Raw genomic sequence first — 22,027 nt, 5'->3', positions numbered from 1 at the left:
CCGCAGGTCAGACGGCCTTTCGCTCAATGGATCAGACGTTGAAGCGGAACGTTCAAGAAGGCCCCTCCTCCCCAGTGTTCCCAAGGGTTCTACCTCCTCGACCCCGTGCTGAGTCAGCACCAAGTCAGCACCATGTCGCGGGGTCAGCACTCACGCCGCCATGGCCATGGGTGCCCCAGGGTGAAGCGCCTTCTGGATCACGTCTCGGCAGCGGTCCCACGCCTCCGGCACCAGGTGTCCGTACGTGTCGACGGTCGTCTTGATGTTCCGGTGCCCCAGCCAGCGGCTCACCTCATGGATCGGAACGCCGTTCGCCAGGGCGGTCGAGGCGAAGAAGTGGCGCAGCGAGTGTGGCGTGTACTTGGGCTTGCCGTCCGGCTTCACCACGCCAGCGGCCTTCAGCGCCTTGCTCCAGTGGTAGCCGTACGTCGAGGCTGTGGGCATCTTCCCCTTGCCCCGCTCGCGTGGCGCGAACAGCGCCTCCAGGCCGTCGATCTCCACCGTGCCCCAACGCTTCAGGTGGTTGCCGATTCCCTGTTCGAGGAACGGCGGGATCGGCACGTCCCGGAACTCGTCCGTGGTGCGGTGCTTCAAAGGCACGAAGCGTGTTACGCAGTCACTCTGGTTGGCCTTGGCGCTGATCTGCCGGCGCAGCCGCAGGAAGCCGTCGCGCTGGCAGTCCGCAGTCAGACCCAGCGCCTCGCTGATACGCAGCCCAGCGCCCGCCTGGAGCCACACCGTGAGCCGGTACTGCTCGGACATGGCCGCGGCGATGGCGTACACCTCGGCCAGGGTCGGTATCTCGTCCGGGTCGACGGCCACGTCCGCCCCCTTGAGCGGCGGCACGTCGTCGCACGGGCTGAAAGGAATGCGCCGCTCTTTCACGGCCGCCGACATCATGGCCCGCAGGATGTTCATGCGGTCGTTGATGGTGGAGGCGGCAAGCCCGTCCGCAGCCAGGGACGCCTGAAACTTCTTCACGTCCGAGACCGTCAGGCCGGCGATGGTGCGCGCCCCCAGGGCAGGCTCCAGATGGTTCGAGATGAACCCCTGGTAGTTGCGGCGGGTGGACTCGTTGACCTGATGCTGGGCCAGCCACTCCTCGGCCCACTTACGCAGGGAGATACGGCCGAGCTGGTGGTCTATGTAAACACCTTCCCGCTTGTCGTTCTCCGCCTTGATCCCGAAGTCCTCGGCCTCCCGCTTCGTCGGGAACGACTTCTCACGCTGACGTGCGCTGCGTCCTCCCGGCTCCCGATAGCGGACCGTCCACAGGTGTGAGCACCGCGACTGGTTGCGGCAGTCACACTTCTTCAGAACCTTCGCCAACCTTCATCCCCTCCAGAATCTTGGTTGCCTTCTCGGTCAGGCGACCGCCGGCCTTGCCCTCCACCTTGGTCAGGAAACCTCGCTGCCGAGCAGCACGGAGGTGGCCCTTCAACGTGGGCTGCTTCGCGCCCGTGATCTCTTCGAGCGCCTGGATCGGCGCCCGCTCCCCGATGTCGACCACACGCACGTAGAAGGCTGCGAGCATCGCCAGGTAGCGATCCGACAGCCGCTTCGAGGCTTCCGCCAGCTCTGCCCGAAGACGCTCTGCTTCCCTCTCGGCATCGTCGTCAGCTGGTTGCCCCGTGCTACTGAGCGCGTCGACGAACGCGCCCGTGTCGATTTGCCGAAGAACAGTGCTTGAGATACCCCGGGCGACCTCCTGGGGATCACCGTCCTCATGCGGCTCGATCCGGATCTCCACTGGACCACCCGAGGAGGGGGTGATCGGCCTCCACATGACTACCTTCCACGAACCGATGCGCTGCTCCATCTCGATGCCCGCCCGGGAGGGGGGACCGTCAGCGCCGTATGCGATCTCCATGCCTGAGACCCTACTCAACTCATCTACCTCTGACAAGTCCGGATAGGGCAGATGTGGACTTGACGTAGGTGGACCAGTAGATCAGGATGCTTCCGTAAGCCCCGCGATCCCATCTGGAGGAATCAGCCCTTGCAGGACAAGCGACTCATGACCGTGAACGAGCTGGCCGACTACCTGGCGGTCAAGCCGGCGTGGATCTACAACAACCACCGGGCTCTCGGCATCCCCTCGCGCAAGGTCGGCGGCAGCCTGCGTTTTCGGCTCTCGGAGGTCGACAGGTGGCTCGACCGAGAGTGCCCGGTCGCTGCCTGACCAGCACGGTCATCTCCGTTCCAGCCACTGAAAGGAGGCACATGCCCCGCCATCCGGCGGGACAGCGGGCGCGGATGCGCCCTGCTTGGCGTATCCGAAGGGAGTCCCGCACCAGTGGGAGTCATCAGCGACACCGGGCGCACACTCGACCAGATCGAGGCCGTCCCCTATGAGCAGGCGTTCCTCATCAGCGACCTACTCACCACCAACATCACGATGCTGTCCGGAGAACCCAAGGCCGGTAAGTCTCTGCTCGCCGCAGGGATGGCGACAGCCCTGATCAACGGGCACAGCGAGTTTCTCGGACTGCCCGTGTACCAGCGCCTCGATCACATCGTCTTCGGGGTGACCGACGAAGGGGCCGCCGCGGAGCTGAAGGCCCGCCTCTCCGGCACCGTGCCAGACAACAGCGTGACCGTCTTCCCCGTCGAAGACACCGGACGAGAGGGTTTCTGGCGCAGCATCCTGGAGGACCTCGCACAGGTGCGGCCCGGCCTGTTCGTCCTGGACAACGTGATCGGCGCTCTCGCCCCTGGTGAGGACATCTCCGATCCCTCCGCCGCAGCACGCTTCATGCGCAGTGTGCGCCCCATCAGCTCAGCCGGCATCCCCACCCTGCTGGTCACCCACACCCCGAAGGGCACTGCCGAGGGCATGACCGTCGCGTCCTCTCCCATCGGAGGACGACAGTTCGGTGCAGCCGCCCGGTCACTCATCACCCTTCGCAACTCCGGCAAGAAGGGGCGCCGCATCCAGACGGCGATCAACCGAGCCCGCGAAGAACTCGACCTGAAGGTCACTGTTCGCCACGCCACCCCGGGCAGCGAGGTCCCTCTGTGGGAACGCGTAGAGGCACGGCCGAACATCGTCCCCCTCCGCGAGGCAAAACCCTGGCACCTCGACCTCGCGGACCGGATCGTCCAAGAGCAGCCGGAGGAGATCTCCTTCATGGCGCTGGCACACAGGTACGCCCAGGACGTAGGCAGAAAGCCCGAAACCATCCGCCCGAAGCTCGCCGAGGTGCTGACGCGTTCCGACGACGGGTGGGTCAGGAAGTCCGCAGAAGCAGCCTGACCTCTTGGTGGTGGCCCAGCCCCCCTTATAGAGAGTGTCACCACCACCATCTACCTCGCTCCGCTCGGCAAGCCTCGCTCCGCTCTCTGCACTTGTGCAGGCAGAGGTACAAGTACGTGCTGATCCAGACAGGTCGGCCGCTCTCGCGGCCGTCAGTCTCAACGGCAGAGGAGAACAACGCCGGCCGCAAGGCCGGCTTGGAGGAAGAAGGCCGAGAGCAGTACGGCCCCTTACGGGGCCGACAGAACGAAGCCCACTTGACCCAACGGCACAGAGATGAGGGGCGCGGCAGCGCCCCCAGAAGTCAGCCAACGGACTGGGGTAGTGCGGCCCCGCAGGGGCCGACAGGAGCAAGCCTCGAACGGGCGCCATCGCGCACCGTGTGTGAAGGCGAAGTGCTTCTGCCGTTGGGTCGCTGTGCGGTCCACTGAGCAAGCCCCTAGTGGAGGCCGACGCCTACGGGTAGCAGCACGTAGGCGTCTACCGAGCCCCACGTACAGCCCCTGCCACAAGCGATGTGGCAGGGGCTCTACCGCTCGGGGTTCACTTGTCCGGGCAGTTGCGCTTGTCGTGCCCGTGCTTGTGACACACGCTGCACTCCCCAGCGTTGGGCGGGACGTCGCACGTCCGCTTGTCGTGCCCGTCCTCGCCGCACCAAGAACACCTGCGAGTCCCGCTCGCGCTCATCTTTGTCCCCTCCACATGGTCCGTGGCTCGCCGCCCCTCACGGGGAGTTTAACGCCGCGAACCCGTTAGTCTTCTGGCGTTTTGTCAGACTGCTGCGCTGGGGCCGACGAGGCGGCCCACTCTGGCAAGACGTCTTGGCCGATCCCTGCGCCGACGCCCTCCCCCGTCACGCTGGGATCCAGCTACTCCAGGATGTCCAGCTCAGGGAGGCTATCCACGATCTTCATCGTATCCAGGCTGACAGTGACGATCCGCTTGAGCAGGTCGATGATGTAGCGCGGGTTGTCGGACCAGTCGTTGGGGTCGTTGACAATCTCCGACGCCTTGTCCACCTTGACCTGATAGCGGTCGATGATCCACTCGATCGCGGAGCGAGCACCGAGCTGGTAGCGGTACGCCTCCTCCGGGATGTTGGTCAGCTTGACCCGGTTGTTGTAGACGATGGTCGAGCGGTCGGCCTGACCCTTAACCTTCGGGATCTTCATCTTGGTGACGCGGTACAGCTCCCCGGCGGGCGTGGCGGACGCGTCACCAGTCACCGTCTCGACGATTCCCTTATACGGCTCGGCCTGCTCATAGTTGAGGTGCAGGTCGGCGAGCTTGCGGCCAGCCTCGGCAAAGCCACGGAAGTCCCGCACCCTAGGAATACGCGGAAGGGACTTCTTCAGGTCTGCGGCGAATCGCTCACGGTACTGAGGGGAGTGGAGCAAACCGTAGGTGTAGTAGAAGATGTCATCCTTGATGATGGCCGGATCGGCATACGCTTTACGATAGTTGGCCAAGGCTGTATCGGTGATGTTGTCGACTCGCTCATACCCTACCTGATCTTCCGAAAGGGAGAAAAGGTCATCTCCAGCGCTGAGCATCCGGTAGGAGTATCGAGGAAAGAACTGGCCGTTTGTCTGGCCGCCATAGTTCGCCACGTCGGGAACCTGGTCAACTATCAGAGAAGTGAAGTCCATGGCAGCTCCCACCCCCGTCATCATGATGCCGAGGTTTTCATGCTCCACTGTCGGGAACATGTGTGGGAGCTGGTTGAGGTAGCTGTTCATCTGCGAGTCAAAGTAGACCCACTGGCTGGAGAAGGGGCGATAACTAGCCGTTCGCACACGCTCCCCCTGGTAGGAATACTGCGTCCCCCTGGCCAGTCGGGTTTTGTCAACACGATTCCAGCTGATCTTCGTAGCATCGCGATCAATAAACGCGTCTACATCACGCGAGCTCGGACTAGTGATGCCCTGAACCTTGCAATACCTGGAAAAGCTCGACACTTGCTCGTTATAAAAGTCGATCGACGCCTCAACGTCCTCGACTAGGTGCGAGCGCGAAAATCGGTAAACCCATGCATCACGACCGGTTTCTAGGCCACGCGAGAAGATCGCGAAGACTGATTTCTCCGCCGCCTTCTTGTCCTTATCTCCGATGGCTTGGAACTGGCCGAATCGCTCGTCCCGCTGGTTGATCCAGTCTCCGTCCGCGTTCGACTGGAGTTGCTCCCACTTTACCGTGTTTAGGTCTTGCGTGCTGATGGTGCGGAGCTTGTCCTCGCGGCTGCGGTAGTCGCCGATGTCTCGGTAGTACAATTCGCAGCCCGCGACCGTACCGACGCTCTGCCCGCTCCTTACCAGGACCAAAATGGCGACGGTGTTCCGGCTCCCCGAGCCGAAGATTTTTCCGCCTTCCTTACGGGACTGCTCCCCGGCCGTACGCTGGTTGCCGCGCAGGTTGTAGCAGTAGATCGCGTCGAATTCCTCGACCAGCGACTTACGCAGACCGTCTGCCGTGTTGCCGTCGATGTATCCACCGTTGGAAACGAAGGCGACCACACCCTCACCCTTGATGCGGTCGGAGGCCCAGCGGATCGCACGGATGTAGGAGTCGTAGAGCGAGTTCTTATTCGTCGCCGTCGACTTGGCGGCATACGTCTCCTGGATGCGAGCGTCCAGGGTCTCGTACTTCACGTTCTGGTTGTCGTCGTTCTGGCTCTCCTGCCCCACCGAGTAGGGCGGGTTGCCGATGACGACCATGACGGGCTGGGCCTTCTGCTTCTTGGCTCGGTCACTGTTACCGGCCAGCACATCCATACCTTCAAGCTGCGCCGCCCGGCCCTCGGCAAGCTGGAAAGTGTCCGCCAGCACGATGCCCTCGAAAGGCTGGTACTCCGCTTCCTTCCCAGCCAGCTCCATGTACGCCGCTTCGATGTTCACGGCAGCGATGTAGTAGGCGAGCAGCACGATCTCGTTGGCATGCAGTTCCCTGCTGTACTTGCGGAGCAGGTCTTCCTGCGTGATCAGGCCGGACTGGAGCAGGCGTACAGGGAAGGTCCCGGTGCCGACGAAGGGGTCGAGGATGTGGACACCCTCGTCGCTCAGCGAGCGGCCGAGGTGCTTCGCCATCGCTTGCTCGGTGGCGCGGATGATGAAGTCGACAACCTCGACCGGGGTGTAGACGATACCGAGGGCCTCGGCTGCCTTCTTCGTCGCCGTCTTGAAGAACTTGTCGTACAGCTCAACGATGACGCGCTGGCGGCCTTGGTGGTTGTCGATTCCTTCAGCCCGGACACGGACCGAGTGGTAGAAGTCCTCCAGTGTCTTGGTCTCAGATTCCAGGCCCTGATCGTCAAGAATGTCGAGCATGCGCTGCATGGCCTTGGAGACCGGGTTGTGCTCGGCGAACGCATAGTCCTTGAACAGGGCATCGAAGACCGGCTTGGTGATGATGTGCTGCGCAAGCATGTCGATGGCGTCGGTACCGGTGATGCCAGGGTTTATTGTGGCGCGCAGCTCGCCGACGAACTCCTCGAAGGTTGCCTTCTTCTCCGGGATCTCCAGTGCGGCCTTGATGCGGGTGACATGGCGGTCGGCGATCTGGGCGATGTCCTTTGCCCAGTCCTCCCAGTAGTGGCGCTCGCCGACCTTGTCGACGATGCGGGCGTAGATCGCTTCGCGCCAGTCGCTTATGGAGAACAGGGTGTCCTGAACGTGCTGGGCGTTCTGGGCTTCCTGCTTCTTCGCAGCCTTCGCACTATCCGCGGTGCTGGATCCGTCCTTGTCGCCGACCTCCTCGTCGCCAGCACCGATGTGACCGTGGCCGATGATGTCGGGCTTCTTCTTGTTCAGCTCGATCTGGTTGACGGTCGCGTTGAAGCGGTCGTCGTGGGCGCGCAGCGCCTGGAGGACCTGCCAGACGGTCTTGAAACGCTGGTTGTCCGCGAGGGCCTTCTCCGGTGAGACCCCGGCGGGGACGGCTACGGGCAAGATGATGTAGCCGTAGTTCTTGCCCGGCGCAACACGCATGACACGTCCAACAGACTGGACGACATCCACGACGGAGTTGCGCGGGTTGAGGAACAGCACCGCGTCGAGACTGGGGACGTCCACGCCTTCGGACAGGCAACGGGCGTTGGACAGGATGCGGGCGTTGTTCTGGCCAGGGTCCTGCTTGAGCCAGTCGAGGAGCTGGTTGCGTCGCAGGGTGTTGAACGTGCCGTCAACGTGTTCAACCTCGCAGTGCAAGACGTCGTCATCAGCGTCGTCATACGCATCGACGACCTCGTTGAACCGCTCCATGATGGCCTTGGAGTCGGCGATGGATCGGGAGAACGCGACGGCCCGCTTCATCGGTGCTTCGTCCTTGCCAAACCCGGAACCATCAGCGAAGGTGCCGGTGCGCTTGGCCAGGGCGTTCCAGCAGCCGATGATCTTCGCGGCATCGTCGAGCCGCAGTTCGGAGTCGCCGCCGGCGAAACCTTCCTGAAGGGTCTTGGCAACCACGCCCTCGTCGATGGTGAGGATGAGGACCTTGTAGTCGGTAAGCAGCCCCTGCCCAACAGCCTTGCCGAAGCCGAGGCGGTGGAACTCGGGACCGTACTTGGTCTCGTCATCCATCGAGGCGACGGCCGCGGAGGCGCCCTTGGCTTCCTGCTTGGTGTCGTCGCTGTACACGCGGGGGGTAGCGGTCATGTACAGGCGGCGGTCGGCGCCGATGAAGTTGTCGTCGTGGACGCGGACGAACGCGGACTCGTCGTGACCGGACAGGGTGACACCGGTGGTGCGGTGGGCCTCATCGCACAGGATCAGGTCGAACCGCGGCAGGCCCTGCTTCTGAGCGGCGGAGATGGTGGCGATCGACTGATAGGTCGAGAACACCACCGTCAGGCCCGGCACGGCCTCGACACTGGCCATCTGTGCGATCAGCCGGTCGGGGCTGGTAGTCGCCGGCAGAGCGAGGTCGTGGGTGGACATGTCTTTGTCATCACCCTGGGCCTTCTGCTTGCCGACCTGGGCGTCGGAGCAGACCGCGAAGGCACGTAGCGGGACCTCAGACTCATACGACCACTCACGCAGCGACTGCGAGAGGAGGGCGATAGAGGGCACCAAGAACAGGACGGTGGTGTGCTCACCCTGCCCAGCCTCGGCCCGCTCCTGCTGAAGCCGTTCGGCGATCTTCAGGCTGGTGAAGGTCTTGCCGGTGCCGCAGGCCATGATGAGCTTGCCACGGTCGCGCTCGACAAAGCCAGCGAAGACATCATCGATCGCCGCCTTCTGGTGGGGGCGCGGACTCTTCTTATCCCGCAGCGTCATCTGGACTTCGTGGTCGATGCCCTCCGCGGGCAGGTGCCACTCGACAGCACTGTTCGCGATGTCGGCCAGTCCTATCCGGGTGACCGGGATCTGCTGGCCATCGAGCGCGGCTTCGGCGTTGTCACTCCACTTGTCCGTCGTGGAGATGATCACCCGACGGGTGAAAGGACCCTTGCCGGAGGCCGTGAAGAAGGAGTCGATGTCCTCCTTGCGGACCGTGTGATGCGGCTCGTAGAACTTGCATTGGATCGCGCAGAACTCGCCGGTCCCACGGTCCTGTGCAACCAGGTCGATACCGGTGTCCCGCTTGTCCTGCTCCGCGCCCGGCCAGTCGGCCCACATCCACACCCGGGTGAACTGCTCGGTCCACTGCGGATCGGTGCTGAGGTACTGGACCATGAGTTCTTCGAAACGGGTGCCCCGGTCCCGGTTCCCGGTGGCTCCGTGACGAATCGCCCTGAGTACGTCGTGCACCGTCGTCGTGGTCGCAGCCAACGCGCTCCCCACCCCATCAACTCAGCAGCGCGCCCGTCCGCGCGCCGCATGCCTCACACCAGAATCTTCACAACCCTACTGGTGAGCCCCAGGGCGGAGGGCCAGATCGGCCCTAAAACCGTGACGCGCTCTCGGCTGGCAAGAACGCGGCGGTCAGGAACCTCGGCCGCGAGACAGCCGCACAGCGGCCCAGAATCCCGAAGACGGCAAACCTCCCGAGCGTACCTTGGGGCGATGTCCAACCATCACGTCGACCCGGACGACACCGACCTCCGCTTCGCCCTCCAGATCGCCGGCGCCGAGCTGGCGGATGCGCCCCCGCCTGCCGACTCCCCGCTCGGCCGGCTGCGTCTGTTCGCCGCCGCCAACCCTGGCACGGTCCTGACTGCCGACCACGTCCGCCAGGCCCTCGCCGGCACTCTGCGGGTCATCCCCTCAGATCGCCCCTGAAACCGTGGCGCAATCTTGGCCGCTAAGACTCGGCGGTGCGCGCCGGTCGCCCAAGGGGGCATACCCCCACCCCTTCGCCAATCTCGGCTTCCAGGGCACTGGCGCGGCCGACTCCTGCCTGACGTCGCGCGACGTCAGCGAACGGGTGGTTCCTCGAAGCCCGGCAGGCCCTTGAAGAGAATGCGAGCAAGACGGAGCCGCTCCTCCTTCGACCACTTGACCCTGCGCCACTCCACCGCTATCTGGGGGTTGGTCGTCGACCGGTAGCTGATGACCTCAGGCCGCTCGGCCAGCGGCTCTCCTTCGGGTTCATCATGCTCCGGTACCGGCATCTGCACCATGAGTTGGCCTCCCGCATTTCCGTTCGTCCATCGTTACGTGCGGGACTTCGTCCAGCACTCGCACCTCGCCGGTGTTCAACGAGCCGAGGCGGCTTCCGTACCGACCCTGGTCACCATGGCGAAGGAGGTACAGGTGCGCCGAAACTCCGGGTGTCCCGTCCGACCGGTATGGCTCATGCAGTCGATGTCCACCGCTGCGCCATCGGCCGACGGCTTCACCTTCCACTCGCACGCCATGCACTCGGCCGCGAAGGTGACGTCAGTGCCTGGCTGCTGTGTGATCCGGTGCTTCACGAATCGCAGGACAGAGCGGGTCACGAAGCGTTCTCCGGTGCCCTCAAGGCCTTTGCCATCTGTTCCACCACGTCCGCTCGCACCATGCCGATGTGCACGTACGCCGCGCCCTTGTGGGTGACCATCGGGCGGACGCTGCCCCACACGCTCTCAGGGGCGCCGAGGGCGGCAAGAGCCGCCCGCAGTGCCTCGGTTGCCTCAGTGGCCCTTGCTCGGCTGTCCCGCCACGTCTGCATGTCCATCACCGGCGCCCTCGCGTCTTGTGCGGGTGGCTTCGGATCTCGACGTCGGCGTCCGTGGCCGCGGACAGGTCTCCCCTGTCTCGCGCCTCCTGCCGTTGTCCTACGAGTGCGGCGCATACGTCGCACCCCCGTACCGGTTCCGGAGGCGTCAGTGGAAGTGGCAGGTTCACGGGTCCTGACTGCGTGGTCACGGTCGTTGGCATGGCTACTCCCCGGCTTGGATCTCGCTGCCAATCCATCCTTGGGGCTCTGGCCGAGCGTTCCTACCGTCTTTCCTGTTGCCGCAAGAACTCATCCCGGACGCCCTCGACGAGACTGCGCATGTCGTCGCCGTAAAGCGCCACCGCGGCGAACCTGTCGAACGTGTCAACGTACGTCTGGACGTCCCGCGGGTCCCGCGTTGTCACCTCCGAGTGGAAGGTCTCGACGATGACGAGGCTGTCGTCGTGGATGCTGAAACAGGTCATGGGGAAGTCCGGCTTCCGGCCCGTTTGAGGGACGACGCCGATGGACACGGCGGGGAGCCGTGACAGGGACGCGAGCCGGTCGAGCTGTACGGCCATGACGGCCGGCTCGCAGATCAGCCACCGCAGTACGTGCTCGCAGATGACGAAGTGGAACGAGCGCCCCTCCTCGTACAACACGGCCTGCCGCTCCAGCCGGGCCACCACCGTCCGCGCCTTGGTCTCGTCCGGCAGAGCCGGAGGCAGTGAGAACACCGCCGTGGCGTACTCAGGAGTCTGAAGAAGGCCAGGGATGAGCTGCCCCTGAAACAGCCTGAGTGCCTTCGTGTTGGCCTCGATGCCCTTGATCGTGTTCTGGTGCTTCCACGCCCCCATACGGCGCAGCAGGCGCCACGCCGTGGCTTCCGTGGCCTTGACTCGGGCCGCCGCGAGGAACTGTTCCTTGGCCTCCTCAGACACCCCGAGGGCGGACAGGACGAGGTCGACGTCCTGCACCGTGGGCATGGTCCGGCCGTTCTCGATCTTCGAGAGCTTGGCTGCGGACATGGAAGCCCTACGAGCCACTGCGCTGCCGGTCAGTCCCGATGCCTCGCGCAGTGTCCGCAGTGCTCTTCCGAGGGATTCAGTGGTCAGTGGTGCCGCTCCCAGTAGGTCGCGAACAGCACGGCCCGGGAGAGAGCCAGGTCCCGGTATCCCCGGTACTCCGGGAGGCGGTCGGCGGGCAGGAGTTCACCGCCGAGGAACCGGCCCTCGGGGGTGTAGTGCATCCGGTACACGTCGCGGTCGTCGAAGAGCCAGAAGTCGTGGTCGGGCAGACCCTCCACGTCTTGTTCGGCAAGGTCGATGATGCCGATCGACTCCCCGGCCTTGATGTTGCCGGGGTAGGCCGCCAGCTCGTAGCGCAGGTAGTCGGTCAGCGGAGAGCGCAGGACGTGGACACGGGATACTTGCTTGCCCTTGTCGGCCATGGACCGCACCCACGGGTTGTCGTCCCACTCCGGCCCCATGTCCTCGCCGGCCAGGAAGCGCGCGATCTCCTCGCGCTCCTCCTCCACGTCGTACTCGGCCAGCGTCTCCAGCCGGAACGCGGTCCGCTCGAACGTTTCGAAGAGGCGCCCGAACCCCTCACCGGTGAGCACGGAAGTACTCCTCCAGCACGGCCGCGGGGACCATGACCGCCGTCTCGCCCTCGGGCAGGTCGAGTTGTGCCAGGCGCTCAGGGTCGTTGATCACGTAACCCTGCACGACGTAGTCCTTCCCGTCGGCTGTGCCCCACAGGGTGGGGCAGGTGCCGTTCTTGCAGTCCGGGTCTCCCGAGAGCTTCCGCAGCGGTGCGCCCACGGCTTTCCCCCTCCTGTCGGCAGCTTGGTCAAGCCCGATGCTCCCGACCTGCCAACTTCCGGGTCAAGCTCCCCGGCTTTCCAGAACAGGAAACCCGGCAGGCACCCGGTCGTCAGAGATCCCGCACCCGGGAGCAGCCCCGACCGAAGGCGTGCGCAGGTCCCTGCCTTGCCCTCATAGCCCGGATGTAGCCCCAGGTCAGGACCGGTACGGGCACCGTCAGCGGGTCAGCACCAAGTCAGCACGCTCCCAGGAAAAGCCCGGAATCAGCCCGAGAAAGCAAGAAGGGGCCAGACCTTGCGATCTGGCCCCTGACCTGGGGTTTCATGATCTGACCAGCGGTTCAGCCGATCAAGGAATCACCCGTCACACGTTGAAGCGGAACTCCACCACATCCCCGTCCCGCATGATGTAGTCCTTGCCCTCCATCCGCGCCTTGCCCTTGGCGCGGGCGTCGGCGACCGAGCCGGTCTCGACCAAGTCGGCGAAGGAGATGACCTCGGCCTTGATGAACCCCTTCTGGAAGTCGGTGTGGATCACACCGGCCGCCTCGGGGGCCGTGGCGCCCTTCTTGATGGTCCAGGCGCGGGACTCCTTGGGTCCGGCCGTGAGGTAGGTCTGCAGGCCGAGGGTGTGGAAGCCGACACGGGCGAGCGTCGCCAGGCCGGGCTCCTCCTGACCGACCGACTGCAGGAGTTCCAGGGCCTCATCCTCGTCCAGTTCGGCGAGGTCCGCCTCCAGCTTGGCGTTGAGGAAGATCGCCTCGGCCGGGGCGACCAAGGCACGCTGCTCGTCCTTGAAGTCCTCGTCGATCAGTTCTTCCTCATCGACGTTGAAGACGTACAGGAACGGCTTGGTGGTGAGCAGGTGCAGGTCGTGCAGGAGTTCGGCACGCTCACTGCCCTGGACGATGCCGTGGGCGAAGAGCGTGTCGCCCTTCTCCAGGATCTCCTTGGCCTCCTCGACCGCCTTGACCTTGGACACCACGTCCTTCTTGATCCGCGACTCCTTCTGGAGACGGGGAAGTACCTTCTCGATCGTCTGGAGGTCGGCCAGGATCAGCTCGGTGTTGATCGTCTCGATGTCGTTCTTGGGTGAGACCTTGCCGTCGACGTGGACGACGTTCTCGTCCTTGAAGGCGCGGATCACCTGGCAGATCGCATCGGACTCGCGGATGTTCGCGAGGAACTTGTTACCCAGGCCCTCACCCTCCGAGGCACCCCGCACGATGCCGGCGATGTCAACGAAGTCGACCGTGGCCGGAAGGATGCGCTGCGAGCCGAAGATCGATGCCAGCTTGGCGAGGCGGCCGTCCGGGACGCCGACCACGCCGACGTTCGGCTCGATCGTGGCGAACGGGTAGTTGGCCGCCAGCACGTCGTTCTTGGTCAGGGCGTTGAACAGGGTCGACTTGCCGACATTGGGCAGGCCGACGATTCCGATCGTGAGCGACACGTTGCGACTTCCCGTAGATAAGAGGGCCAGGGGCTGCCAGGGCCAGGGACACTGGCCGATCCACCAGTCTACGGCGTCCCCGGCGGGGGCCTCCCGGAAGCGTCGAACGCCCGCCAAGGTCTCTTCATCGGCGTGTCTGAGGGGCGATTCGACACATAAGCAGACCTAAGTTGGTCCAGTGGAGCAACACAGAACGCGACCTCCGGGCGACGGACCGCGACGGGGTACGCCATCGCCCGCCCAGCTGCCCCCGCAGGAACGGCGCCGACCGGGCGGCGGGCGCAGGCCGGTGCAGGGCGGGGAGCGGAGCGCACGACGAGTACGGGTCCCGCGGCCCGTGCCGCCGGGCCGGAGGCTGCCGAATCCCCGGCTCACCGGGCTCGGTACCGGGCTGTTCTGCGCGACGGTGATGCTCCTGCTCGGCTGCCTGGACCGCCTGCTGTTCGGCGTGTCCCTGCCGGTGTACGGGGTGCTGTTCCTGCCGGTGTGCGTGCTCACCGCGCTGTGGGTGCGGGGCGGGGACATCCTGACCGCCCCGGTGGTCGTACCGATCGCGTTCACCGTCGGCCTGTTTCCCCTCGCCGACGGCAGCGGTGGGCTGCTCGGACGCTTGATGGGGCTGGTCACCGGGCTGGCCACCCAGGCCGGCTGGCTGTACGGGGGGACGCTCGTCACCGGGGTGATCGTGCTCGTCCGGCGGGTGCGGTGGGTACGGCGGCGCCGGCGGCGCGGCTGAGCGGTGCCTGCCAACGGCACGGCTCAGGGTGCCAGCGGCGCCGCTACCGCTGTTGGGCCTGGGCCGCTCTCATGGCCGCCCCGACGATTCCCGCGTTGTTCTGCAGCCGCGCGGGGACGATCTCGGCCTCGATGCCCTCGATGTAGTGCAGGTACTTGTTCGCCTTGCGGCTGACCCCGCCGCCGATGATGAACAGTTCGGGAGAGAACAACATCTCCACGTGTGCCAGGTACTTCTGGACACGGTGCGCCCAGTGTTCCCAGCTCAGGTGGTGGTCCTCCTTGGCCTTGCTGGACGCGCGCTTCTCGGCGTCGTGACCGTGCAGCTCCAGATGCCCCAGTTCGGTGTTGGGGACCAGGGCACCGTCCACGAGGACGGCGCTGCCGATGCCGGTACCGAAGGTGAGCAGGATGACCGTGCCCCGGCGGCCCCGTCCGGCACCGAACTGCATCTCGGCCACGCCCGCTGCGTCCGCATCGTTGACCACGGTCACCGGCAGCCCGCCGAGTCTGTCGCTGAACAGGCCGCGCGCGTCCGTGTGGATCCAGCTCTTGTCGACGTTCGCCGCCGTACGGACCAGGGCACCGCCGGTGACCACTCCGGGAAAGGTCAGCCCGACCGGGCCGGTCCAGCCGAAGTGGTCGATCACCTGCTTGACCCCGTCGGCGACGCCGTCCGGCGTCGCCGGATGCGGGGTGAGTACCTTGTGGCGCTCCTGGGCCAGGTCCCCCCTGTCCAGGTCTACAGGGGCGCCCTTGATCCCGGATCCGCCGATGTCCACGCCGAAGATCTGCATGGCTCCACGTTACGACGGATCACGGACAGTCACTGCGGAATGCAGCGTCGCGCGCTCCCGCCGTTCACCGCCCGGTTGCGTCCGGGGCGCCGGACCCGCCTCGTTCGGCGACGAGGGCCGCGGCCTCCTCGCGCAGGTCCCGACGGAGTTCCTTGGGCAGCGAGAAGGTGATGGACTCCTCGGCCGCCTTGACGATCTCCACGCTCCCGTAACCGCGCTCGGCGAGCCACTCCAGGACCTGCTCGACCAGGACCTCCGGCACGGAGGCGCCGGAGGTGACACCGACCGTGGTGACGCCCTCCAGCCAGGCCTCGTCGATCTCAGCGGCGAAGTCGACGAGGTGGGCATCGCGTGCACCGGCGAGCTTGGCGACCTCGACCAGCCGCTTGGAGTTGGAGGAGTTGCGCGAGCCGACGACCACGACCAGCTCGGCCTCGGCGGCCATCTGCTTCACGGCGAGCTGACGGTTCTGCGTGGCGTAGCAGATGTCGTCGCTGGGCGGGGAGAGCAGGTGCGGGAACTTGGACTTCAGGGCGTCGACGGTCTCCATGGTCTCGTCGACGGAGAGGGTGGTCTGGGAGAGCCAGACCACCTTCGCCCGGTCGCGGACCTCGACCTTGGCGACGTCCTCGGGGCCGTCGACCAGCTGGATGTGGTCGGGGGCTTCGCCGGAGGTGCCGATGACCTCTTCGTGGCCCTCGTGCCCGATCAGGAGGATGTCGTAGTCCTCGTTGGCGTAGCGGACGGCCTCCTTGTGAACCTTGGTGACCAGGGGGCAGGTGGCGTCGATGGTGGTGAGCCGGCCCCGCGCTGCCTCCTCGTGGACCACCGGTGCGACGCCGTGCGCCGAGAACATGACGATGTTGCCGGGCGGCACCTCCTCGGTCCGCTCGACGAAGATCGCGCCCTTCTTCTCCAGGGTCTGCACGACGTACTTGTTGTGGACGATCTCGTGCCGGACGTAGATCGGGGCCCCGTACTGTTCGAGCGCCCTCTCAACGGCGATCACGGCGCGGTCCACACCGGCGCAGTAGCCCCGGGGGGCGGCGAGCAGGACACGGCGGCCAGGCGAAGCGGTCATGCCCCCCATCGTAAGGCCGGGTCCGGCGGCGCAGGGATCGCGCGCGCGGGGTCCCTGCGGGGAAGAGCGGTGAACGCGCCCGACACCGGAACGGCGGTTTCCGTAACCGGCGGTGACCACCGGATGCGGTGCTGTCCCGATTCCGTGACCTCACCGCCGTCCTGCTGGTGGTTCGCGGTGCCGGCGATGGGGGTTGCCGGCAGGGGGCGGGGCGGTCCGAGGGCTGCTGTCACCGCCGCCGGGTGACGGCACGAGGGGCAGCAGGGCCACCGCCGCCAAGGCCCTGCGCGGCGGGCGTCGCGAAGGGGGCCGGGAACTGGCGGCGTTGATGTCGGTGCCGGCCGCTACCCTCGCCGCATGGCTGTGAACACGTCCCCCGAAGCCCCGCTCCCCGTCGGCGAGGTCTCACGGATGATCGGGGGCTGGATCGACCGGCTCGGGACGGTCTGGGTCGAGGGACAGATCACGCAATTGTCGCGGCGGCCGGGTGCCGGGGTGGTGTTTCTGACCCTGCGGGACCCGTCGTACGACATCTCCGTCGGCGTGACTTGTTACCGGCAGGTGTTCGATGCCGTGGCGAATGTGGTCAGCGAGGGCGCCCGCGTCGTCGTACTGGCGAAACCCGAGTGGTACGCGCCGCGCGGGCAGCTGTCGCTGCGGGCTGCCGAGATCAGGCCCGTGGGCGTCGGTGAGCTGCTGGCCCGGCTTGAGCAGCTGAAGAAGGCACTGGCGACCGAGGGCCTGTTCGCGGCGGAACGAAAGAAGCCGCTGCCGTTCCTGCCGCAGCTGATCGGCCTGGTCTGCGGGCGCGCCTCGGCCGCGGAGCGGGACGTGCTGGAGAACGCCCGGCACCGTTGGCCCGCCGTCCGCTTCGAGGTGCGCAACGTCGCCGTCCAGGGCGTGCACGCCGTCCCACAGGTCGTCCGGGCGGTGAAGGAGTTGGACGAGATCGCGGACGTGGACGTCATCATCGTCGCCCGGGGTGGCGGCAGCGTGGAGGATCTGCTGCCGTTCTCTGACGAGCAGTTGGTGCGAGCAGTGGCACGGTGCCGTACGCCGGTGGTGTCGGCGATCGGGCACGAACCCGACAACCCACTGCTGGACCACGTGGCCGACCTGCGCGCCTCCACCCCGACGGACGCGGCCAAGAAGGTCGTCCCGGACGTGGGCGAGGAGTTCGAGCGGGTGCGGATGCTGCGGGACCGGGCGCGGCGCTGCGTGCACGCGTTCCTGGAGCGGGAGGAGCGCGGGCTGGCGCACGCGCTGGCCCGGCCCTCGATGGAGGACCCGCACCGGATGATCGACGAGCGGGCCGACCACGTGGCCTCCCTCCTCGGCCGCAGCCGGCGCACCCTGGGGCATCTGTTGGACCGTGCGGACTCGGAGCTGGCGCACACGCACGCGCGCGTGGTGGCCCTTTCCCCCGCGGCCACGCTGAAGCGGGGCTATGCGGTGCTGCAGAAGTCGGACGGGCACGTGGTGCGCGGTCCGGACGAGGTGTCGGAGGGCGAGGCGCTGCGGGCCCGTGTCGCCGATGGTGAATTCACAGTGAAGGTGGACGAATGACGGGCAAGACGGACGAGACGCTCTCGTACGAGCAGGCGCGGGACGAACTGATCGAGGTCGTACGGCGGCTGGAGGCGGGCGGCACGGCGCTGGAGGAGTCCCTGGCGCTGTGGGAGCGCGGCGAGGAGTTGGCCACGGTGTGCCGGCGCTGGCTGGAAGGGGCGCGGGCCCGGCTGGACGCGGCGCTGGCCGAGGAGGCCGGGAGCGAGGACGGCGGCACCGAGTAGGTCCGGACGGAGGCAGTGAATCGGATCACCACACCCCACTTTTCGTTGAACATTAAATCTAAATGCGCGTAGGGTCGGTGCCGTAAGCCGGTCCGGTACCCCGGACCGGACGTGCACCCGAGGAAGTCACCCATGTCTCTCGCTCTTGACCCCGCCGCCCAGGACCTGCTGTTCCGTGAGGCCCGCACCGCGAACGCCTTCACCGACGAGCAGGTGACCGACGAGCAGGTCCAGGCGATCTACGACCTGGTCAAGTACGGTCCCACCGCCTTCAACCAGACCCCGCTGCGCATCACCCTGGTCCGCTCCCCCGAGGCCCGTGAGCGCCTGGTCGAGCACATGGCCGAGGGCAACCGGGCCAAGACCGCCATCGCCCCGCTGGTCGCGATCCTCTCCGCGGACAACGAGTTCCACAAGGAGCTGCCGACCCTCTTCCCGGCCTTTCCACAGGCCAAGGACGTCTTCTTCGCCGAGCGCCCGGCCCGCGAGGGCTCCGCGTCGATGAACGCGGCCCTGCAGGCCGCGTACTTCATCGTGGGCGTCCGCGCCGCGGGCCTGGCCGCAGGCCCGATGACCGGCTTCAACGCCGAGGGCGTCCGCAAGGAGTTCCTGGACGACGACCACACCCCGCTGATGGTCGTCAACATCGGCAGGCCGGGCCCCGGCGCCTGGCACCCCCGCTCGCCCAGGCTGTCGTACGACGACGTCGTCACGACCGTCTGACCCGTTCCGCACATGGCAGAGGCCCCCGGTGTCACCGGGGGCCTCTGCCATGGCGTGGTGTGGTGTGCACGGGCGGGCTCACCGCATCTTCAGCGCCTCCGCCATCTTCGCCAGCTCCGCGAAGGGCGCCGTACCGGCCACGACCGTCGTGGAACCGGGCGTGTCCTGCAGGACGAGGGCGTCGTAGCGACCACCGGTGTAACGGGTCCAGGCACGGTCGCCGATCTTCTCGGTCTGCTTCGTGGCCGAGGCGCCCTGGCTGGCCTGGTCGATGAAGTCGGCGCGCCTCTGCGTGGACTGCTCGATCTGCACGTACTGGCCGTCCGGGGTCTGGAAGCCCAGGTGCCAGCGGTCGGAGTTCTCGCCCTGGAAGCGTACGGAGGTCGCCTTCCAGGTGCTCGGCAGTCCTTCGGGTGCGGCCACCGGGTAGCCCGCCGCCCGGCGGGCCGTGAGCAGCTCGACCTGGTAGTCGACCCGCTTGAGGTCAGGCGCGTGATCGTCGTGCGGGATGGCGAACAGGTAGACGACCCCCGCCGCGATGCTGATCAGGGCCAGGGAGAGGATCATGTCCCGGGCCGTCTTCTGCTTGCCTTTCAAACCTGCCACGCCCTCTATCGTCGCAGGTGCCCCTTGCGCTCATCCGTGGGGTCCACTGCTCACTTTGTCTGCCCAACGATAGAGTCAGGGTCATTACCCTCATCCGGCCGTCGTCGTATCAGAAAGGTGCGCTCCGATGACCGAGCATCATCATCTCCCGTCCGAGCTGGACGTCCCCTCCGAGGCACCCGACCGCAACCTTGCCCTGGAACTTGTCCGGGTGACCGAAGCCGCCGCCATGGCCGCGGGCCGCTGGGTCGGGCGCGGCGACAAGAACGGCGCCGACGGTGCCGCGGTGCGCGCCATGCGCACCCTCGTCTCCACCGTGTCGATGAACGGTGTCGTCGTCATCGGCGAGGGCGAGAAGGATGAAGCCCCGATGCTCTTCAACGGGGAGCGCGTGGGCGACGGCACCGGTGCCGAGGTCGACATCGCCGTCGACCCGATCGACGGCACCACGCTGACGGCCAAGGGCATGCCGAACGCGATCGCCGTCCTCGCCGCCGCCGAGCGCGGCGCCATGTTCGACCCGTCCGCCGTGTTCTACATGGACAAGCTGGTCACCGGCCCGGAGGCGGCGGACTTCGTCGACATCGACGCGCCGGTGGCGGTGAACATCCGGCGGATCGCCAAGGCGAAGCGGTCCACGCCGGAGGACGTCACCGTCGTCATCCTGGACCGGCCGCGACACGAGGGCCTGATCCAGGAAGTCCGGGAGGCCGGCGCACGCATCAAGCTGATCTCCGACGGAGACGTCGCCGGCTCGATCTACGCGCTACGCGAGGACACCGGCGTGGACCTGCTGCTCGGTATCGGCGGTACCCCCGAGGGCATCATCTCGGCCTGCGCCGTCAAGTGCCTCGGTGGCACGATCCAAGGCAAGCTGTGGCCCAAGGACGACGAGGAGCGTGCGCGGGCCATCGACGCCGGGCACGATCTGGACCGGGTACTCACGACGGACGATCTGGTCTCCGGTGAGAACGTGTTCTTCGTGGCGACCGGCATCACCGATGGCGAACTGCTGCGGGGCGTGCGCTACCGGTCGGAGACCGCGCTGACCGAGTCGATCGTGATGCGGTCGAAGTCGGGAACGGTGCGGCGGATCGACTCCGAACACCGGCTCAGCAAGCTGCGGGCCTACAGCGCGATCGATTTCGACCGGGCCAAGTAGCGCACCGGCACGACAACGACGAGGCAGCGCCCCCTGTGCGGAGGGGGTGCTGCCGGGTCAACACCCAAGCGCTCCGCTGTCACGTGCCGCACCCTGTGCCGTCGGTCGCTGCGGCACCACCGCGGCTGGTCACGCGGTTCCCGCGCCCTTTGAGGACGCTGTGGAACCGAAGACCGCAGTGTGCTCCGCCCGACTCGCTCAGCCCGCAATGCGATCCGCCGTCGCCCGCGCGGCCTTCTTCAGCTCCATCTCCCGGCGGCGACGCCTTGCGAGAACCACTCGGCGTTCCGCCGCCGTGAGGCCGCCCCACACTCCGTACGGCTCGGGCTGGAGGAGAGCGTGCTCACGGCACTCCACCATCACCGGGCAACGGGCGCAGACACGCTTGGCCGCCTCCTCGCGGGACAGCCGGGCGGCGGTCGGCTCCTTCGAGGGGGCGAAGAACAGGCCAGCCTCGTCGCGCCGGCACACTGCCTCGGTGTGCCAGGGAGCGTCTTGGTCCCTGTCGCGCGTCGGCACCTGCTGGGCCGGAACGGCAGCGACCTGCAGGGACGAATGCGGCGGTTGCAGCACGGTCTACTCCTGACGACGGCTTCGCGAGCGAGAGACGATGCAGCAACCCCTACCCGCTGTGCGCGCTCCTATGCACAGCGTCTCCAACCACGGGCGCACGGCGGCTCGTTCACACCCCTGGGGCCAATTCCGGCCGAGCAGACCGAGCCCTTCCGGCCGCCCGCGTATTCGCGACCGTCAACGGTCAAGATGTTTGCGCAGCTTCCGTTCCACCTTGTCCTGGACCCGCTCCAGGATGTCCGCCACGCGCTTGCCACGCCTGGGGCGCGCCTCGACGTTGCCCAGGACGGCCCACCCGTCGACGTACACGACCGGGGCGTCGGGTGCGACCGAGTCCAGCGTGTCCACCTCGAAATTGCCCAGCACTCCCCCGCCAGTGCCACGCAGCGAGATGTTCTCCGGAACCCGGATCTGGACGTCGCCGAAGACCGAGACTGCCTTGATCACGACCTGCTGGTACTCGAAGATCGCCTCGCTGAGGTCGATCTCGACGCTGCCGAAGACCGCGTAGGCGTGCAGCCGGCGTCCGGCACGCCAGCGCCCCCGGCGCACGGCGCTGCTGAAGACGGCCACCACATTGGCGTCGGCCTCGACCGGGACCGTACCGGACGCGGGGCGGGGTGGGACCGGGGTGTAGGAAGGGGCGGACGGGCCGTGGTGAGCGGCGGGCAGGTCTCGGACGAAGACGTCCAGTTCACCCACCGTCTTGGCGTGCAGCACTCCGTCGACGCGCTCGGCGTGCTCGTCCGCGGTCAGCCGCCCCTCGGCGAGGGCCTCGCGGAGGATGTCGGCGACCCGGTCACGGTCGGCGTCCGATGCGCGCAGTTCGGAGACGCGCGGTCCGGCGTCCTGGGTTCGGGCGGGCTTCTGGGCGGGCTTCTGGAGGTCCACGACAGTAGCGTACCGAAACGCGATAGATCGCGACTAGGGGCTGTGGACAACCCGCGTG

23 protein-coding genes are annotated in these 22,027 nt (G+C 66.6%); 8 read left to right on the top strand and 15 right to left on the bottom strand.

The annotated features are described in order from the left end of the window. Window positions 1–150: 150 nt before the first annotated feature. Together LK06_RS21590 and LK06_RS21585 are read right to left on the bottom strand one after the other, a co-directional pair. Window positions 151–1,329: a tyrosine-type recombinase/integrase gene (locus LK06_RS21590; RefSeq protein WP_078858897.1), complete on the bottom strand. Its 1,179-nt coding sequence runs from the start codon at window positions 1,327–1,329 to the stop codon at window positions 151–153. Next, window positions 1,304–1,870, bottom strand: coding sequence for a hypothetical protein (locus tag LK06_RS21585; RefSeq protein ID WP_052318939.1), 567 nt, complete (start codon window positions 1,868–1,870; stop codon window positions 1,304–1,306). Before LK06_RS21585 ends, LK06_RS21590 begins: the two co-directional genes overlap by 26 nt. Before the next feature lie 129 nt (window positions 1,871–1,999). Between LK06_RS21585 and LK06_RS21580 the strand changes: the two genes are divergently transcribed. Beyond that, entirely contained in the window at window positions 2,000–2,182 is a 183-nt protein-coding gene (locus tag LK06_RS21580; RefSeq protein ID WP_043433762.1) for a helix-turn-helix domain-containing protein, read from the top strand. Window positions 2,183–2,296: 114 nt separating this feature from the next. Then, window positions 2,297–3,256, top strand: a complete 960-nt coding sequence (locus tag LK06_RS21575) for an AAA family ATPase (protein ID WP_043433760.1) — start codon at window positions 2,297–2,299, stop codon at window positions 3,254–3,256. An 869-nt stretch (window positions 3,257–4,125) separates the two neighbouring features. Here the strand turns inward: LK06_RS21575 and LK06_RS21570 are convergent. After that, window positions 4,126–9,021, bottom strand: coding sequence for a DEAD/DEAH box helicase (locus LK06_RS21570; protein WP_043433758.1), 4,896 nt, complete (start codon window positions 9,019–9,021; stop codon window positions 4,126–4,128). A 234-nt stretch (window positions 9,022–9,255) separates the two neighbouring features. On the opposite strand from LK06_RS21570, the gene LK06_RS21565 reads away from it, so the two are divergent. After that, window positions 9,256–9,471: a hypothetical protein gene (locus tag LK06_RS21565; RefSeq protein WP_043433757.1), complete on the top strand. Its 216-nt coding sequence runs from the start codon at window positions 9,256–9,258 to the stop codon at window positions 9,469–9,471. Between the two features lie 134 nt (window positions 9,472–9,605). Here the strand turns inward: LK06_RS21565 and LK06_RS21560 are convergent, their stop codons facing one another. From LK06_RS21560 to ychF, 7 genes are all read right to left on the bottom strand, one after another. After that, a complete protein-coding gene (locus LK06_RS21560) occupies window positions 9,606–9,812 on the bottom strand; it encodes a hypothetical protein (RefSeq protein WP_043433755.1) in 207 nt (68 codons plus the stop codon). 75 nt (window positions 9,813–9,887) lie between these two features. Then, window positions 9,888–10,130: a DUF7848 domain-containing protein gene (locus LK06_RS35455; RefSeq protein WP_043433754.1), complete on the bottom strand. Its 243-nt coding sequence runs from the start codon at window positions 10,128–10,130 to the stop codon at window positions 9,888–9,890. Next, window positions 10,127–10,348 (bottom strand): hypothetical protein, encoded by a 222-nt coding sequence (locus tag LK06_RS21550; RefSeq protein ID WP_043433781.1) that lies wholly within the window; start codon window positions 10,346–10,348, stop codon window positions 10,127–10,129. The genes LK06_RS35455 and LK06_RS21550 overlap by 4 nt, the downstream gene beginning before the upstream one ends. Window positions 10,349–10,611: 263 nt before the next feature. Next, on the bottom strand, window positions 10,612–11,418 hold the full coding sequence (locus tag LK06_RS21540; RefSeq protein ID WP_267894090.1) for a helix-turn-helix domain-containing protein: 807 nt from the start codon (window positions 11,416–11,418) through the stop codon (window positions 10,612–10,614). A 23-nt stretch (window positions 11,419–11,441) separates the two neighbouring features. Continuing rightward, on the bottom strand, window positions 11,442–11,951 hold the full coding sequence (locus LK06_RS21535; RefSeq protein WP_043433750.1) for a DUF6879 family protein: 510 nt from the start codon (window positions 11,949–11,951) through the stop codon (window positions 11,442–11,444). Next, window positions 11,938–12,153: a hypothetical protein gene (locus LK06_RS21530; protein WP_199838666.1), complete on the bottom strand. Its 216-nt coding sequence runs from the start codon at window positions 12,151–12,153 to the stop codon at window positions 11,938–11,940. Before LK06_RS21530 ends, LK06_RS21535 begins: the two co-directional genes overlap by 14 nt. Before the next feature lie 366 nt (window positions 12,154–12,519). Further along, on the bottom strand, window positions 12,520–13,608 hold the full coding sequence (ychF, locus tag LK06_RS21525; RefSeq protein ID WP_039653123.1) for a redox-regulated ATPase YchF: 1,089 nt from the start codon (window positions 13,606–13,608) through the stop codon (window positions 12,520–12,522). 178 nt (window positions 13,609–13,786) lie between these two features. Between ychF and LK06_RS21520 the strand changes: the two genes are divergently transcribed. Next, a complete protein-coding gene (locus LK06_RS21520) occupies window positions 13,787–14,344 on the top strand; it encodes a DUF6542 domain-containing protein (RefSeq protein WP_174673910.1) in 558 nt (185 codons plus the stop codon). A gap of 43 nt (window positions 14,345–14,387) precedes the next feature. Here the strand turns inward: LK06_RS21520 and ppgK are convergent, their stop codons facing one another. Further along, window positions 14,388–15,140 (bottom strand): polyphosphate--glucose phosphotransferase, encoded by a 753-nt coding sequence (gene ppgK, locus LK06_RS21515; protein ID WP_039653119.1) that lies wholly within the window; start codon window positions 15,138–15,140, stop codon window positions 14,388–14,390. A 64-nt stretch (window positions 15,141–15,204) separates the two neighbouring features. Then, entirely contained in the window at window positions 15,205–16,230 is a 1,026-nt protein-coding gene (locus LK06_RS21510; protein ID WP_086083453.1) for a 4-hydroxy-3-methylbut-2-enyl diphosphate reductase, read from the bottom strand. A 348-nt stretch (window positions 16,231–16,578) separates the two neighbouring features. Between LK06_RS21510 and xseA the strand changes: the two genes are divergently transcribed. The 3 genes from xseA (at window position 16,579) to LK06_RS21495 (ending at window position 18,737) form a co-directional block, all read left to right on the top strand. Then, entirely contained in the window at window positions 16,579–17,787 is a 1,209-nt protein-coding gene (xseA, locus tag LK06_RS21505) for an exodeoxyribonuclease VII large subunit (RefSeq protein ID WP_043406049.1), read from the top strand. Next, window positions 17,784–18,014, top strand: a complete 231-nt coding sequence (locus LK06_RS21500) for an exodeoxyribonuclease VII small subunit (protein WP_039653113.1) — start codon at window positions 17,784–17,786, stop codon at window positions 18,012–18,014. The genes xseA and LK06_RS21500 overlap by 4 nt, the downstream gene beginning before the upstream one ends. Window positions 18,015–18,146: 132 nt before the next feature. Next, window positions 18,147–18,737 carry a malonic semialdehyde reductase gene (locus LK06_RS21495; RefSeq protein ID WP_043433748.1) on the top strand — a complete coding sequence of 197 codons (591 nt, stop codon included), beginning with the start codon at window positions 18,147–18,149 and terminating at the stop codon, window positions 18,735–18,737. 78 nt (window positions 18,738–18,815) lie between these two features. On the opposite strand, the gene LK06_RS21490 is transcribed toward LK06_RS21495, so the two are convergent. After that, the gene (locus tag LK06_RS21490) at window positions 18,816–19,343 is read right to left on the bottom strand and encodes a DUF4245 domain-containing protein (protein WP_039653110.1); all 528 of its coding nucleotides are present in this window, start codon (window positions 19,341–19,343) and stop codon (window positions 18,816–18,818) included. 127 nt (window positions 19,344–19,470) lie between these two features. Here LK06_RS21490 and glpX point away from each other — a divergent pair, with 127 nt between their 5' ends. Beyond that, entirely contained in the window at window positions 19,471–20,505 is a 1,035-nt protein-coding gene (gene glpX, locus LK06_RS21485) for a class II fructose-bisphosphatase (RefSeq protein ID WP_039653108.1), read from the top strand. A 198-nt stretch (window positions 20,506–20,703) separates the two neighbouring features. On the opposite strand, the gene LK06_RS21480 is transcribed toward glpX, so the two are convergent. Continuing rightward, window positions 20,704–21,078 (bottom strand): WhiB family transcriptional regulator, encoded by a 375-nt coding sequence (locus LK06_RS21480; protein ID WP_039653107.1) that lies wholly within the window; start codon window positions 21,076–21,078, stop codon window positions 20,704–20,706. 177 nt (window positions 21,079–21,255) lie between these two features. Further along, window positions 21,256–21,969, bottom strand: a complete 714-nt coding sequence (locus LK06_RS21475) for a DUF1707 SHOCT-like domain-containing protein (protein WP_039653105.1) — start codon at window positions 21,967–21,969, stop codon at window positions 21,256–21,258. Between the last annotated feature and the right edge of the window lie 58 nt (window positions 21,970–22,027).

The organism is Streptomyces pluripotens, from assembly GCF_000802245.2.
Taxonomy (GTDB): domain Bacteria; phylum Actinomycetota; class Actinomycetes; order Streptomycetales; family Streptomycetaceae; genus Streptomyces; species Streptomyces pluripotens.
This window is presented reverse-complemented; position numbering and strand designations above follow the sequence as displayed.